At 69.0% G+C, this 15,378-nt stretch carries 10 protein-coding genes; 7 read left to right on the top strand and 3 right to left on the bottom strand.

What is annotated here, in order from left to right:
- On the top strand, positions 1 to 2,587 hold a 2,587-nt coding region (locus tag AC1D1T_RS21700), incomplete at its 5' end, for a zinc-dependent metalloprotease (RefSeq protein ID WP_477992470.1).
- Between the two features lie 428 nt (positions 2,588 to 3,015).
- Here the strand turns inward: AC1D1T_RS21700 and mpl are convergent.
- From mpl to thiD, 3 genes are read right to left on the bottom strand one after another with little or no spacing between them, the layout of a single operon-like run.
- Positions 3,016 to 4,368, bottom strand: a complete 1,353-nt coding sequence (gene mpl, locus AC1D1T_RS21695; protein WP_465112840.1) for a UDP-N-acetylmuramate:L-alanyl-gamma-D-glutamyl-meso-diaminopimelate ligase — start codon at positions 4,366 to 4,368, stop codon at positions 3,016 to 3,018.
- A gap of 4 nt (positions 4,369 to 4,372) precedes the next feature.
- Positions 4,373 to 5,662 carry a glutamate-1-semialdehyde 2,1-aminomutase gene (gene hemL, locus AC1D1T_RS21690; RefSeq protein WP_047509912.1) on the bottom strand — a complete coding sequence of 430 codons (1,290 nt, stop codon included), beginning with the start codon at positions 5,660 to 5,662 and terminating at the stop codon, positions 4,373 to 4,375.
- 11 nt (positions 5,663 to 5,673) lie between these two features.
- Positions 5,674 to 6,612, bottom strand: a complete 939-nt coding sequence (thiD, locus tag AC1D1T_RS21685; protein ID WP_052212899.1) for a bifunctional hydroxymethylpyrimidine kinase/phosphomethylpyrimidine kinase — start codon at positions 6,610 to 6,612, stop codon at positions 5,674 to 5,676.
- 190 nt (positions 6,613 to 6,802) lie between these two features.
- Between thiD and AC1D1T_RS21680 the strand changes: the two genes are divergently transcribed.
- The 6 genes from AC1D1T_RS21680 to AC1D1T_RS21655 all read left to right on the top strand — a co-directional run.
- A complete protein-coding gene (locus AC1D1T_RS21680) occupies positions 6,803 to 6,955 on the top strand; it encodes a rubredoxin (RefSeq protein ID WP_082004612.1) in 153 nt (50 codons plus the stop codon).
- 72 nt (positions 6,956 to 7,027) lie between these two features.
- Positions 7,028 to 7,420, top strand: a complete 393-nt coding sequence (locus AC1D1T_RS21675; protein ID WP_052202924.1) for a response regulator — start codon at positions 7,028 to 7,030, stop codon at positions 7,418 to 7,420.
- A gap of 60 nt (positions 7,421 to 7,480) precedes the next feature.
- Positions 7,481 to 7,846, top strand: coding sequence for a response regulator transcription factor (locus tag AC1D1T_RS21670; RefSeq protein ID WP_047509914.1), 366 nt, complete (start codon positions 7,481 to 7,483; stop codon positions 7,844 to 7,846).
- Positions 7,847 to 7,908: 62 nt separating this feature from the next.
- Entirely contained in the window at positions 7,909 to 8,427 is a 519-nt protein-coding gene (locus AC1D1T_RS21665; RefSeq protein ID WP_047509916.1) for a chemotaxis protein CheW, read from the top strand.
- Positions 8,428 to 8,485: 58 nt separating this feature from the next.
- Positions 8,486 to 10,789, top strand: a complete 2,304-nt coding sequence (locus AC1D1T_RS21660; RefSeq protein WP_477992469.1) for a methyl-accepting chemotaxis protein — start codon at positions 8,486 to 8,488, stop codon at positions 10,787 to 10,789.
- A gap of 100 nt (positions 10,790 to 10,889) precedes the next feature.
- The coding region (locus AC1D1T_RS21655) for a FimL-related protein (protein ID WP_477992468.1) at positions 10,890 to 15,378 on the top strand (4,489 nt) is incomplete at its 3' end.

The following is a 15,378-nucleotide window of genomic DNA, read 5'->3' as shown; positions in this document are numbered from 1 at the left end:
CGCGGCAGCCGCCGCCTCGGCGGCCTCGGCGCCCGGCGCCACCGTGGTGCGGCTCGACCCCGCCGCCCCGAAGCCCTTCGACGAGATCATCAAGGGCGCGACCCGCCAGGACGGCTTCGTGCCGGTGTGGCGCAAGGACGAGAAGACCTGGCTCGAGATCCCGGTCGAGCGGCTGGACCAGCCGTTCATGCTGTCGATCAACATCTCGAACTCGATCGGCGAGCGCGGCCTGTACGCCAGCCAGATGGGCCCGCAGTGGCTGGCCAGTTTCCGCAAGATCGGCAGCAACCTGATCCAGCTGGTGGCGCTGAACACCAACTACGTCGGCACCACGCCGGCGATGCAGGCGAGCGTCGAGCAGGCGTTCTCGAACAGCCTGCTGGGCGCGGCCGCCATCGTCAGCGCGCCGCACCCGCAGCGCAAGTCGGTGCTGGTCGACGCGAACTTCCTGCTGTCGGACATGCCCGGCTATTCCACCGCGATCGAGACCGCGTTCCGCCTGCCGTTCGCGCTGGACCGCGGCAACTCGTACTTCGAGAAGATCCGCGTCACCGACGACCTGACGACGCTGAACGCGCGCATGCACTTCGCGACCTCGCGGCTGCCCGCGCCGCCGCTCACGCCGAGCCCGGTGCCGACGCCGGCACCGCCGCAGACGACGCCGGATCCGCGCAGCATGTTCATCGGCTACGTGTACAACTTCGCGAAGCTCGGCGAGCCGATGGCGCCGCGCAAGACCGACCCGCGCCTTGGTCACTTCTTCGACGTCGTCACCGACCTGACCACCGACACCAAGGCCAACCCGCGGCTGCACTACGTGACGCGCTGGCGCCTCGAGAAGAAGGACCCGCAGGCCGAGCTGTCCGAACCGAAGCAGCCGATCGTCTACTGGCTCGACAAGAACATCCCGGTGCAGTACCGCGGGGCGGTCGAGGCCGGCGTGCTGGAATGGAACAAGGCCTTCGAGCGCATCGGCTTCAAGAACGCGATCGTCGCGAAGCAGCAGCCCGACGATGCCGACTGGGACAACATGGACGCGCGCCATGCGTCGATCCGCTGGTTCACCGGCGCCGACGTCGGCTTCGCGATCGGCCCGAGCCATTCCGATCCGCGCACCGGCGAGATCATCGATGCCGACATCGGCATGAGCGACGTGTTCGGGCGCGGCGCGCGGCGCTTCCTGGTCGAGGACGTGGGCCGTGCCCAGGCCTCGGCTGCGTCCTTCCCCTCGCCCGCCTTCGCCGCGTGGAGCAAGTTCGGTGGTGCCGATTACTGCAACTACGCGCAGGAGGCCGCTGCCGAGATGGACTTCGCGATGGACCTGCTCGAAGCGCGCGGCGAGATCGCGCCCGACGGTCCGGAGGCGGATGCCTTCGTGCAGTCGCGCATCAAGGATGTCGTGATGCACGAGGTCGGCCACACGCTCGGGCTGAAGCACAACTTCAAGGCGTCGACGGTGGTGAGCCGCTCGCAGCTGCAGGACAAGGGCTTCACCGAGAGCAAGGGCATCTCCGGCTCGGTGATGGACTACAACGCCTACAACCTGGCGCTGGCCGGCGAGAAGCAGGCGAGCCTGAACAACACGACGCTCGGGCCCTACGACTACTGGGCGATCGAGTACGCGTACAAGCCGGTGGCGCCGGCCGACGAGGCGGCCGAGCTGGCGCGCATCGCGGGGCGCAGCACCGATCCGCTGCTCGCCTATTCGGACGACGCCGAGGCTGGCGGCCAGCGCGGCAACGACGGCATCGACCCGCTGGTCAACCGCTTCGACCTGGGCGACGACCCGCTCGCGTACTACGAGAAGCGGCTGCTGCTGTCGCGCGAGCTGTGGCAGCGGGTGCAGGACCGCACGCCGCAACCGGGCGACGAGGCGATCCGCCAGCGCCGCGTGCTGCTCAGCGGCTTCCAGCAGCTCAACCGCGCGGCCGACCTGGTCGGCAAGTACGTCGGCGGCATGAACACGGTGCGCGACCTGCCGGGCTCGACCAACCGGCCGGCCTACGCGCCGGTGGCGCCGGCCAAGCAGCGCGATGCGCTGCAGTTCCTGGCCAAGGGGCTGTTCAACGCGGACAGCTTCCGCTTCAAGCCGCAGTTCCTGTCGAGCCTGTCGCCCGACTACAACGAGTGGGACCGCGGCGGCCCGGTGAGCATTCCGGCGGCGGTGCTGCAGGTGCAGGTCACGGCGCTCGACCGGCTGATGAGCCCCGGCACCGCGTCGCGGCTGCTGGACCTGCCGCTGTACGTGGCCGATGCGAACAAGCGCAACGTGATCTCGCTGGCCGAGGTGTACGGCACGCTGCAGGGCTCGGTGTGGAGCGAGCTGAAGAGCGGCAGCGACATCGACCGGCTGCGCCGCAACCTGCAGCGCGAGCACCTGCGCCGCGTGCAGTCGCTGCTGATCCGCGGTGCGGGCACGCTGCCGCCGGATGCGCTGAGCCTGGTGCGGATGGAGGCGGTCGAGCTGCAGGGGCAGTTGCGCGGCGCGGTCAACAGCCCTCGGTTGTCGGTCGAGAGCCGGGCGCATCTGCAGGACAGCTTGTCGACGCTGAACGAGGCTTTGAAGGCCTCGATGCTGCGGAGCTGACGTTCTGGCGTTGGAGCGTGCGGCGCGTGCGGGGAGTCTGTGGCTCGCCGGTCGGTGCGGTCATTGCCCCTGGCGGGGCAATGACTACCCTCCGCTGACTGGTTTCAAGGCCCGTCGCCCAAACTCCCTCCACTCACTTCGTTCGTTGTGGTCAAACAGTGGGCGACAGTCAGTGCACGAAGCGTGCTGGCGCACGCGGGCCATGAAACCAGCCAGCTCCGGCGCACCGCCCTGATTGGCGCTCCACAGACTCCCCGCACGCGCCTCATACCACCGCCCTGCCTGGTGGAGGTGACAAGCGAACAAATGAGGGTTGATGTCCGAGCTGTCGCTCGGGCTTGTGTTCGGCGCGCATCGAGCTACGGGTTCGGCAAAAGCGCGGGCCGGCGAGCCCCACATCCCCGGCCCGCGCCTTTGCTCGCGCAAAATTAGCCAGCCAGCGCTGCCAGCAGCTTGTCGTGCACCCCGCCGAACCCGCCGTTACTCATGCACAGCACATGGTCGCCAGGCTTTGCGGCCCGGCGCACCGCGGCCACCAGCGCATCGATCGTGTCGCACACGATGGCCTTGTCGCCCATCGGCGCGAGCGCCTCGCGTGCGTCCCAGCCCAGGTTGCCCTGGTAGCAGAACGACAGGTCGGCCTCCTCCAGCGACCACGGCAGCTGGGCCTTCATCGTGCCGAGCTTCATCGTGTTCGAGCGCGGCTCCAGCACCGCGAGGATGCGCTCCAGCCCGACCTTGCGGCGCAGCCCGTTGACCGTGGTGCGGATCGCCGTCGGATGGTGCGCGAAGTCGTCGTAGACCTTCACGCCGCCGGCCTCGCCGCGCAGCTCCATGCGCCGGCGCACGTTCTGGAACGTGGCGAGCGCCTTCGCCGCGACCTGCGGATCGACGCCCACGTGCTCGGCGGCGGCGATCGCCGCGAGCGCATTCAGCTGGTTGTGCTCGCCCAGCAGCGGCCACTCGACGTGCGCGATCTTCAGGCTGCCGCGCAGCACGTCGAACACATGCGGCTCGCCGCGCGCACGCAGCGCGCCGGGCGTTTCCTTGCGGGCGCCGAACCGCACCACGTCGCTCCAGCAGCCGCGCGCCAGCACCCGCTGCAGCGACTCCTCGCGCGCATTGACAACCAGCCGGCCGGCCGCCGGCACCGTGCGCACCAGGTGGTGGAACTGGGTCTCGATCGCGCCCAGGTCCGGGAAGATGTCGGCGTGGTCGAACTCGAGGTTGTTCAGCACCGCGGTGCGCGGACGGTAATGCACGAACTTGCTGCGCTTGTCGAAGAACGCGGTGTCGTACTCGTCGGCCTCGATCACGAAGGGTTTGCCTTCGCCAAGACGCGCGGAGACCCCGAAGTTCTGCGGCACTCCGCCCACCAGGAAGCCCGGCTTCAGCCCGGCCTGCTCCAGCACCCAGGCCAGCATCGAGGTGGTGCTGGTCTTGCCGTGCGTGCCGGCGACCGCCAGCACATGGCGGCCCTGCAGCACGTTCTCGGCCAGCCACTGCGGCCCGCTGGTGTACGGCAGGCCGGCATCGAGGATGGCTTCCATCAGCTCGTTGCCGCGCGAGACCACGTTGCCGACGACGAACAGGTCCGGCGCGAGCCTGACCTGCTCGGCGCCCCAGCCTTCGATCAGCTCGATGCCGAGCGCGCGCAGCTGGTCGCTCATCGGCGGGTAGACGCCGGCGTCGCAGCCGGTCACGCGGTGGCCGCCTTCGCGGGCGAGCGCGGCGATGCCGCCCATGAAGGTGCCGCAGATGCCGAGGATGTGGATGTGCATGCCGCTACTTCAGCACGGATCGTGCCGCAGCGATCGTGGCCTCGATGTCTTCAGCCGTGTGGGCGGCGCTGACGAAGCCGGCCTCGTACAGCGCCGGGGCGATGTACACGCCGTGGTCGAGCAGGCCGTGGAAGAAGCGGTTGAAGCGCTCCTTGTCGGTGGCCATCACGGTCGCGTAGTTCTGCGGCAGCGTGTCGGCCAGGAAGAAGCCGAACATGCCGCCTTCGCAGTCGGTCGACCAGGGCACGCCGTTCTCGCGCGCGACCGCGGCCAGGCCATCGACCAGGCTGCGGGTGCGCGCCGACAGCGCCTCGAAGAAGCCGGGGCGCTGGATCTCGCGCAGCGTCGCCAGGCCGCAGGCGGTGGCCACCGGGTTGCCCGACAGCGTGCCGGCCTGGTAGACCGGGCCGAGCGGCGCCAGCTGCTCCATCACCGCGCGCTTGCCGCCGAAGGCCGCCAGCGGCATGCCGCCGCCGATCACCTTGCCGAACACGCTGAGGTCCGGCTCGAAGCCGGGCAGCGCGCGCGCGTACAGGCCCTGCGCACTGTGCAGGCCGACGCGGAAGCCGCTCATCACCTCGTCGAACACCAGCAGCGCGCCGTGCCGCGTGCACAGCTCGCGCAGCCGCTTCATGAACGGCAGCTGCGTGCGGATGAAGTTCATGTTGCCGGCGATCGGCTCGATCATCACGCAGGCGAGGTCGGCGCCGTGCAGGCTGAAGGCCTCTTCGAGCTGGGGCAGGTTGTTGTACTCGAGCACCAGCGTGTGCTGCACCACCTCGGCCGGCACGCCGGCGCTGGTGGACGTGCCGAAGGTGGCGAGGCCCGAGCCGGCCTTCACCAGCAACGCATCCGCGTGGCCGTGGTAGCAGCCCTCGAACTTGATCAGCTTGTTGCGGCCGGTGGCGCCGCGCGCCAGCCGGATCGCGCTCATCGCCGCCTCGGTGCCCGAGCTGACCAGGCGCACCTGCTCCATGCTCGGCACCAGCTTCAGGATCTCCTCGGCCAGTTCGATCTCGCGCTCGGTCGGGGCGCCGAACGAAAAGCCGTCGAGCGCGGCCTTCTGCACCGCCTCGAGCACCGCCGGATGGCCGTGGCCGAGGATCATCGGGCCCCAGGAGCCGATGTAGTCGATGTAGCGGCTGCCCTCGGCGTCATACATGTACGCGCCCTGCGCACGCGCGATGAAGCGCGGCGTGCCGCCGACGGCGCGGAATGCGCGCACCGGCGAGTTGACGCCGCCGGGGATCACGCGCCGCGCGCGCTCGAACAGACTCTCGTTGGTTTTCGTCATCTCACGCCGTCTCAATGCACATGCCGGGGGTCCTTGGGGGCCTCATCGTCGTTGGCGGCGCCGCCGCTGCCGGGCTCGCCTTCCTCGCCTTCTTCTCCAGGCGGCAGCGCCCAGAAGAAGCGGTCGGGAATCACGTTGCCCATGCCGGGGCGGAAGCCGGCGTCCAGCGCCTGGTCGAGGAACGCCAGCGATTCGCCGACGGCCGCGTGCAACTCGCTGCCGGCGGCCAGCAGCGCGGCCAGTGCCGACGACAGCGTGTCGCCGGCACCGACGAAGCTCACCTCGAAGCGCTCGAACTTCTCGCCGGTGATCGCGCCCTGCGGCGAGGCCAGCACGTTGTCCATGAACTGGTCGGGAAGCGGCACGCTCGTGACCAGCACGAAGCGCGTGCCATGCTGCGCGGCGGCCACCGCCAGCTCGCGCGGCGAGGCCGGGCGCTCGCTGCTCCACTCGGGCAGCAGGAAATCGGTCAGCGTCTGGTGGCTGCCGACCAGCACCTCGGTCTGCGGCAGCACCAGCTCGCGGAACGAGTCGAGGTAGGCCTGCTGGTCATCCTCTTCGAGCCACGACAGGTTGGGCATGTACGCGACCAGCGGCACCTCGGGGTAGTCGGACAGCACCTCGGCCACCGCGCTGACACCCTCGGCAGACCCGAGGAAACCGACCTTCCAGGCGGCGATGCTCACGTCCTCGAGGATGCTGCGGGCCTGCTCGACCACCACGTCGGCGTCGATCGCGCTGTGGTCGAACACCTCGGCGGTGTCGCGCAGCACGATCGAGGTGACCACCGGCAGCGCGTGCGCGCCCATCGCCGCGATCGTCGCGACATCGCCGGCCAGGCCGCCGGCGCCGCTCGGGTCGCTCGCGTTGAAGGTCATCACGCAGGCGGGGGCGGGCGCTTCCTGGTTCGGGTCGGCCTGAGGGTCCGCGGGGGGGGCGTCTGGGGTCATGGGGGGTCCGTCAGGAAGGTGAAGACGAGTCGGGTTTGCCGGCACTGACTTCTAGAAAAATGTGAGGAATGTGGCGTAGGTGCCCAGGAATCAATGGTTTTTTGTCAATCTGCGTCGCTACAATCTTTTCTCATTGTAGTGAAGCGACAAAAACAAAGTGAGCAATGACCTCAGCGGTACCCGAACCTGGATGTGCCTGATCTGCGGCTGGATTTACGACGAAGCGGCAGGGGATCCTGAACACGGTATCGCGCCGGGCACCGCATGGGAATCCGTTCCCATGAACTGGACCTGCCCGGAATGCGGCGCACGCAAGGAAGATTTCGAAATGGTCCAGATCTGATGGTCGCTGGGGCTCTTACATGGTGTGCCGGGCAGGTGCCACGGCCGCTTTCAGTCATTGAGGGGATTCTCGGTGAGCAATGAAGCCATCGCAGGCATCAAGGTGCTGGTGATCGACGACAGCAACACGATCCGCCGCAGCGCGGAAATCTTCCTGAAGCAGGGCGGCCATACCGTGCTGCTCGCGGAAGATGGTTTCGACGCGCTGTCCAAGGTCAACGACCACGATCCGGACCTGATCTTCTGCGACATCCTGATGCCGCGCCTGGACGGGTATCAGACCTGCGCCATCATCAAGCGAAACGCGAAATTTGCCGACGTGCCGGTCATCATGCTGTCCTCGAAGGACGGCCTGTTCGACAAGGCGCGCGGACGGATGGTCGGCTCGGAGGACTACCTCACGAAGCCGTTCACCAAGGACCAGTTGCTGCAAGCCGTGGCACAGCACCGGCCGGCCCGCGCCTGATGCGCACACCTGCTGTTTCCCGGTAACGTTGCCCTGCAAGAGAGTTGAAGGAGTAAGACGATGGCGATTCAGAAGATTCTGTTGGTCGACGATTCGAAGACCGAACTGCACTACCTGTCGGAGCTGCTGACCAAGCGCGGCTACGCGGTGCGAACTGCCGAGAACGGCGAAGACGCGATGCGCCGGCTGGGCGAGGAAAAGCCCGACCTGATCCTGATGGACGTGGTCATGCCGGGCCAGAACGGCTTCCAGCTGACCCGTGCGATCACGCGCGACCCGCGTTTCACCGACGTGCCGGTGATCATGTGCACGAGCAAGAACCAGGAAACCGACAAGGTGTGGGGCATGCGCCAGGGCGCACGCGACTACATCGTCAAGCCCGTCGACGCCGACGAGCTGGTGTCGAAGATCCGCGCGTTCGATTGAACGCCGCCGGCATCCGTCACTCCACCTCACCGTCACACGTCGCCCCGCAGGCAGAGAACTGAATGGCCAACAAGGAAGCATTGCGCGAACTGCAAAGTCGCCTGGCCGAGAGGCTGCAGGCGGCGCGTACGCAGGAGCGCGGCCGCGCCTGGCTGGCCGTCGAGTGCGGCAGCCACGGGTTCCTGTTCCCGCTGCAGGAGGCCGGTGAAATTTTCCCGTTCGCGCCCGCCATGCAGGTGCCGTACACCAGCCGCTGGTTCATGGGCGTGGCCAACCTGCGCGGCCGGCTGCACGGGGTGGTCGACCTGGCCGGCTTCCTGGGTGTGCGCGGCAACGAGCCGGTGCGCGAGCAGTCCTGGTTCGTCGCGTTCAACTCCGACCTGAACATCAACTGCGCGGTGTTGGTGGACCGGCTTGCCGGGCTGCGCAACCTGCAGCAGCTGACGCCCGAACCCGACGACGGACAGGCCAAGCCGGCCTTCGTCGGAACGCATTACCGCGACGAAGGCAAACGCCTCTGGCGCGAACTGAACCTGGCACAGCTGGCCACCGAGGCCGCTTTCCTGAAGATCGCAGGCTGAGGCGCACCCGCGCCGGCCCTCCTGACTGCATTACCCAAGACGACGCAACGAGGCACCTATGAGCTTCCTGAACAAAATCAAAGGCAAGGGCAAAGGCCGTGACGACGCATATGGCGCCGACGGTGCCGTTGCGCTGGACGACGTGGCCGGCCTCGACCTGGGGCACGGTGACGACGGGCGGCCGGACGGCGGTGCCAACACGGTGAACCTCGACTCGTCGATCATCTCGGAGGCTGCGCCGTCCGAACTCGCCGATTTCTCCGAAACCCGGCTGCCGAGCGGCGACAACGCCGCGCTGATGTCGGGCACCGGCGTGCCGCTGATCGGCAACCGGCCGGTCGGGCAGCAGCAGCGCGTGCTGGGCGTCATGGTGCTGCTCGGCCTGGTCGGCCTGGTCGGCATGACGATCAGCTCGCTGAACCAGGCCAACAAGGGCGCGGCCCAGGTGGGCTACTCCGGTCAGGCGCTGATGCAGYCGCAGCGTCTGGCGAAGTCGGTGTCGCAGGCCCTGATCGGCAGTGCGCAGGCCTTCCCCGAGGTGAAGGAAAGTACCGAGGTGCTGGCGCGCAACGTGCGCGGCCTGGCCAAGGGCGACCAGAACGTCGATGCGGCGCCGGGCGTCGTGCAGGACACGCTGGAGCCGCTGCTGCCGCTGATCGACCGCGCCGAGAAGAACGCGAACACCGTGCTGGCACAGCAGAAGATCCTGACGCAGGTCGGCCAGGCGCTGCGCGCGATCAACCGCCAGTCGTCCGACCTGCTGGAAATCGCCGAGACGGTGTCGTCGCTGAAGCTGCAGCAGGAAGCCTCGCCGGCCGAGCTGTCGGCGGTCGGCCAGCTCGTGATGCTGACGCAGCGCATCGGCAAGTCGGCCAACGAATTCCTGACCATGGAAGGCGTGAGCCCCGAGGCCGTGTTCCTGCTGGGCAAGGACCTGAACTCGTTCCGCGAAATCGCCGACGGCCTGTCGAACGGCAACGCCGAACTGCGCCTGCCGGGCACCAAGGACCCGCAGACCAAGGAGCGCCTGACCGCGCTGCTGAAGCAATACGAAGAGACGCGGACCCAGGCCAGCTCGATTCTGGGCAACCTGCAGGGCCTGGTGTCGGCCCGTGAAGCGCAGTCCGCGATCATTGGCGACAGCGAACCGCTGCGCAAGGGCCTGGAAACGGTGCAGGACCGCCTGTCCACCGTCACCGGCTTCAACGTCGTGAACCTGGGCCTGCTGGTGCTGTCGGCCGTCGTGCTGGCCCTCGGCGGCGCGGGCTTCCTGCAGCTGTATGTGCGAGACCAGGCGCAACGTGCCGCGCTCGCCGAAAACCAGCGGCTCGAAGCCGAACGCCAGGAACAGGAAGCCAAGCGCGTCAACGACGCGAACCAGGCGGCCATTCTGCGATTGATGAACGAACTGCAGACGGTTGCTGAAGGCGACCTGACGCAGCAGGCCACCGTGACGGAAGACATCACGGGCGCCATCGCCGACTCGGTGAACTACACGGTGGAAGAGCTGCGCACGCTGGTGTCGCAGGTGCAGGGCACGGTGGGTCGGGTGACCGAAACGACGCAGCAGGTGGAAGCCACGTCGACCGAACTGCTGGCCGCGTCCGACGAACAGCTGCGCGAGATTCGCGAAACCGGCGAGTCGGTGCTGCAGATGGCCGGCCGAATCAACGACGTGTCGAGCCAGGCGCAGCAGACGGCCCAGGTGGCGCGTCAATCGCTGCAGGCTGCCGAGACCGGCCTGACCGCGGTGCAGAACACGATCGGCGGCATGAACTCGATCCGTGACCAGATCCAGGAAACCTCCAAGCGGATCAAGCGGCTGGGCGAGTCGTCGCAGGAGATTGGCGAAATCACCGAACTGATTTCCGACATTACCGAACAGACCAACGTGCTGGCACTGAACGCCGCCATCCAGGCCGCATCGGCCGGTGAAGCGGGTCGAGGCTTCTCGGTGGTTGCGGAAGAAGTGCAACGGCTGGCAGAACGTTCCGGCGACGCCACGCGGCAGATTGCGGCCCTGGTGAAGACCATTCAGACCGACACCCAGGATGCTGCGGCGGCCATGGAACGCTCGACGCAGGGCGTGGTGGAAGGAACCCGGCTGTCCGACGCGGCAGGTAACGCACTGGGCGACATCGACCGCGTGTCACGCCAGCTTGCCGACCTGATTGCGCACATTTCCAGCCAGGCGTCCCGCGAAGCCGAATCGGCCAACGTGGTGGCGGCCAACATCCAGCACATTTTCGCGGTGACCGAGCAGACCGGTGAAGGTACCCGTTCCACCGCACAGATGGTGCGCGAGCTGTCCCGKACGGCCGAGGAACTGAAGCAATCGGTTGCACGGTTCAAGATCGGTTGAGCTAGTGTGTTGCCTGCGGCCCTGAATGGGCCGCAGCCCCTCACCCCACACAGGCATCAGATGGATTGCCACCGCCCCCAACGCGACGATGAGCGACACCATGAGTGAGACGACAGACGACCTCAGCGCGCTCGCGTGGGTTCACGAAGAACTGCGCAAGTCCCTGGACACCGCCCACAAGGCGCTGCGCCGCTACGTGAAGGAAGCCGAGGCGAACAGCGGCTCCGACGTCGACGCCGTCGATCCGTCGGTGCTGCGCACGGCGCGGCAGCAGATCCACCAGGGGGTGGGTGCGCTCGAACTGGTCGGCCTGCCGGCCGTCGCACGCCTGCTGGCCGCCAGCGAGGCGGCGGTGCAGCGCTTCGTCGCGAAGCCGCAGAAGCTCACGTCGGCCGAGGTCGACACCATCGAGCGCGCGTCGTTCGCGCTGCTCGACTACCTGCAGCGCCTGCTGGCCGACAAGCCGGTCTCGCCGCTCGCGCTGTTCCCGCAGTACCAGGCGGTGCAGACGCTGGCCGGTGCCGAGCGCGTGCACCCCGCCGACCTGTGGAACATCGACTGGCGCTGGCGCGAGCTGCCGACCGACACCACGGTCAAGCCGCGCGCCCCCGATTCGATCGCCCGCGGCCTGATGGAACGCCAGCTGCTGCTGATCATGCGCGGCGAGCCGATGCCGGCCGTGCAGCGCATGAGCGACATCTGCGCCGGTCTCGGCGCGCAGGCGTCCGATCTGACCCACTCCACGCTGTGGAAGCTCGCGGCCGCCTTCTTCGAAGGCCAGGCCAACGGCCTGCTGAAGGGCGACGTGCACACCAAGCGCGTGGCCTCGCGGCTGCTCGCGCAGCTGCGCACGCTGGAGCGCGGCCAGCCCGACGTCTCCGAGCGCCTCGCCCAGGACCTGCTGTTCTTCTGCGCGCAGGCCGCCTCGCCCGGCGACGGCCGCAAGACGCCGCGCCTGGCGGCCGTTCGCCTGGCCTACGGCCTCGCGCAACACCTGCCGGTCGACTACGACACCAGCCGCCTCGGTCGCTTCGACCCGGCGCTGATCGTGCAGGCCCGCAAGCGCGTCTCCACCGCCAAGGACGCCTGGTCGTCGGTGGCCGGCGGCGAAATGCACCGCATGAGCGGCCTGGCCGAACAGTTCTCGCTGGTCGGCGATTCGGTCAAGCGGCTGTACCCGAGCGGCGAGCTGCTGGCCGATGAGCTGCAGCAGGCCGTCGTGCAGACGCAGCAGTCGAATGTCGCGCCGGAAGCCGCGCTCGCGATGGAAGTCGCGACCAGCGTGCTGTACCTCGAAGCCTCGCTCGAGGATGCCGATTTCGACCACCCCGAGCAGGCCGCCCGCGTGCGCCGGCTCGCACAGCGCATCGCCTCGGTGCGCGCCGGCAACACCCCCGACCCGCTCGAAGCGTGGATGGAGGAGCTGTACCGCCGCGTCTCCGACCGCCAGACCATGGGCAGCGTCGTGCAGGAACTGCGCGCCTCGCTGTCCGAGGCCGAGAAGTCGATCGACCAGTTCTTCCGCAACCCGGCGCAGCGCGAGCTGCTGGTGCCGGTGCCGAACCAGCTGTCCGCGATGCGCGGGGTGCTGTCGGTGCTGGGCATGGACCAGGCCTCGCATGCCGTGCTGCGCATGCGCGAAGACGTCGATGGCCTCATCACGACCGAGGTCGACCCGCAGCAGGTCGTGCAGTCGGGCACCTTCGACCGGCTGGCCGGCAACCTGGGTGCGCTCGGCTTCCTGATCGACATGCTCAGCGTGCAGCCGCAGATGGCGAAGTCGCTGTTCGTGTTCGACGCCAAGTCCGGCACGCTGAGCCCGCTGATGGGCCGCAGCGCCGCCGCGCGCCAGGCCTCCAACCTCGCGATGGCGCATGCGCCTGCACCGGTGGAGCCGCGCCTGATCGAGCAGGCCCAGTCGCTGTCGCTCACCGCGGCGAGCGACAACGTGCCGCTCGATGAAGTCACGCGTGACCTCGACCGCCTGTCGCATGAAGCGCAGGCCGCGGCGCAGCCCGAACTGGTCGCCGCCGTCGAGCATGCCAAGGACGCGATCGCGCATTCGCACAACACCGAAGAGGTGGCGGCCGCGCGCGAACAGCTCTCCGAGGCGCTGTCCGATTTCGTCCACACCGCCACCGACCCGGTGCTCGACATGCCCGAGGCCGCGCCGGCCAAGGTGCAGCCGGCCCTGTCGACGGCCCCGGCCGGCACGGCCACCGACCTCGGCGACGATCCCGAGATGCGCGAGATCTTCCTCGAGGAAGCGCGCGAGGTGATCGAGACCGCCGAGACGGCGCTGAAGACCCTGGCGCATGCCAGCGCCGACGTCGAACAGCAGACCACCGTGCGCCGCGCGTTCCACACGCTGAAGGGCAGCTCGCGCATGGTCGGGCTGAAGGACTTCGGCGATGCCGCGTGGGCCTGCGAGCAGGTCTACAACACCTGGCTGGCCGGCCAGAAGGCGGCCGACCCGACGCTGCTGAATTTCTCCAACGAAGCGCTCGCCTACTTCGCGAAGTGGGTCGATGCGATCGCCGCCCAGAACGTCACCGGCTTCCATGCCGCGGTGGTGAAGGCCGCCGCCGACGCGCTCGGCCGTGGCGATCCGGTGCCGCCGATCAAGGCCGGCCCGGCCGCGCCGGTCCCGCTGATGTCGCTGTCGTTCGGCGACGCCACCGCGGCGAAGCCGGCCGCCGTGGCGCCGGTGGCCGCCAGGCCGGTGGTCACCGCGCCGGTGTCGGCACCGGCTCCGCTGACGCCGCTGTCGATCACGCCGCCACCCGCGGCCCGCCCGGTGGCGCCGCCGCCGGTCGCTGCTGCGCCGGTTGCCGCTCCAATCTCCCAGCCGCTCCCGCTGGCCGACCTGTCGTTCGACCTCGACCTGGGCGCGTTCGACGAGGCCCCGGCCGCTGCGCCGGCCGCCATGGCGCCGACCGGCACGCTGCCGAGCATCGAACTGCCCGACACCTCGATGCTCGACCAGCTCGGCGCGGCCGCGCCGATCGACGCCGTGCTCGAGCCGCTGCCGGTCGCCGAGAGCAGCGAGCCGCAGCTGCTGTCGGCCGATTCGGTCGAGCTGATCGAACTCGACCTGGGCGACGACTTCTTCGGCAGCGCACCGGCCGTCGAGGCCACGCCGCTGGTCACCGAGCTGTCGCCGTCATCGGCCGCGGCGCCGCTGTCCGACGACGACCAGGTCAAGATCGTCGGCCCGCTGCGCATCGGCATCCCGCTGTTCAACATCTACCTGAACGAAGCCGACGAACTGTCGCGCCGCCTGACGACCGAAGTCGCCGAGTGGGCGATGGAGCTGCACCGCCCGATCGGCGAGATGCCGATCGCGCTCGCGCACTCGCTGGCAGGCAGTTCGGCCACGGTCGGTTTCAGCGAGCTGTCGCATCTCGCGCGGCTGCTCGAGCWTTCGCTGATGCGTTCGCAGGCGATCGGCGCCGGCACGACCGACGAAGCCCGCCTGTTCGTCGACTCGGCCGAAGAAGTGCGCCGCCTGCTGCACCAGTTCGCCGCCGGCTTCCTGAAGCCCGCCGCACCGGAACTGCTGGAGCGCCTGGCCGCACACGAGATCAGCTCGGCCCGTCGCCTCGAGGCCGCCAACGCGGCGGCCGAGGTGGCGCAGGCCTCGCCGTCGACCGACGACATCCCGGCACCGCAGCCGGAAGAAGGCTTCGGCGACCTCGACGTGTCGTTCGACGACCTGGCCGCCTTCGAAGCGGCCCCCGAGATCGTGCTGAGCGAGCCGATGGCGCTGGCGCCGGAGCTGCCGGCCGTGCCCGAGGTTCCTGAGGCATTCGACCCCGAAGCGCTGTCGGCCGCGGCCGAAGGCTCGTTCGGCACCAACGACACCAACTTCGCCGGCCTCGGCCTGCCCGAGCTGAAGGCGTTCTCGCCGCTCGCCGCCGAGCCGCAGCGCTCGGCACCGGTGCGCGTCGACGTCGACGACGAGGGTGACGACGATGACGACGACATCGATGCGATCGATGCCGTCGACGCCGAGCTGTTCCCGATCTTCGAGGAAGAGGGCGAGGAACTGATCCCCGAGCTGGCGACCAAGCTGCGCGAGTGGTCGCGCCGCCCGACCGACAACTCGGCGGCCGCGGCCTGCATGCGCACGCTGCACACGCTGAAGGGCGGTGCCCGCCTGGCCGGCGCCATGCGGCTGGGTGAAATGGCCCACCGCCTGGAAACCCGCATCGAGCACCTGCTGCAGCAAGCGGCACCGGCGACCACTCAGGACGTCGAGGCGCTGCAAGGCCGTGCCGACGGCCTGGCGCATGCCTTCGAGACGCTGCGCTCGCGCGACGCCCAGGCTTACGCCGAAGCGGCCGCTGCGCCGGTCGCACCGCCGCCCGCACCGGTCGCCCGTCCGCCGGTCGCCCCGCCGGTGGTGTTGGCACCGATGACGGTGGCCGCGCCGGTGATGCCGGTGTTCACCGCGCCGCCGATGGTGGCTGCTCCTGTCGTGGCGGCCCCTGCAGTTGCAAGCCCTGTGGCGCCCGTCGCCCCGCCGGTGGCCGAGCCGGCCCCTGCGCCGGTGACCCAACCGACGCCGCTGGCCGCCGTGGCCGGGC

It is taken from the genome of Rhizobacter sp. P2_H3, from assembly GCF_056403355.1.
The sequence above is the reverse complement of the archived record's forward strand: the minus strand, read 5'-3'. Positions and strand labels throughout refer to the sequence as shown.

Excerpts from the sequence above, each read along its gene's own strand:
- AC1D1T_RS21680 (WP_082004612.1), top strand. The coding sequence starts at position 6,803 with ATGTGCCTGATCTGCGGCTGGATTTACGACGAAGCGGCAGGGGATCCT.
- mpl (WP_465112840.1), bottom strand. The coding sequence starts at position 4,368 with ATGCACATCCACATCCTCGGCATCTGCGGCACCTTCATGGGCGGCATC.
- AC1D1T_RS21670 (WP_047509914.1), top strand. The coding sequence starts at position 7,481 with ATGGCGATTCAGAAGATTCTGTTGGTCGACGATTCGAAGACCGAACTG.
- AC1D1T_RS21665 (WP_047509916.1), top strand. The coding sequence starts at position 7,909 with ATGGCCAACAAGGAAGCATTGCGCGAACTGCAAAGTCGCCTGGCCGAG.
- thiD (WP_052212899.1), bottom strand. The coding sequence starts at position 6,612 with ATGACCCCAGACGCCCCCCCCGCGGACCCTCAGGCCGACCCGAACCAG.
- hemL (WP_047509912.1), bottom strand. The coding sequence starts at position 5,662 with ATGACGAAAACCAACGAGAGTCTGTTCGAGCGCGCGCGGCGCGTGATC.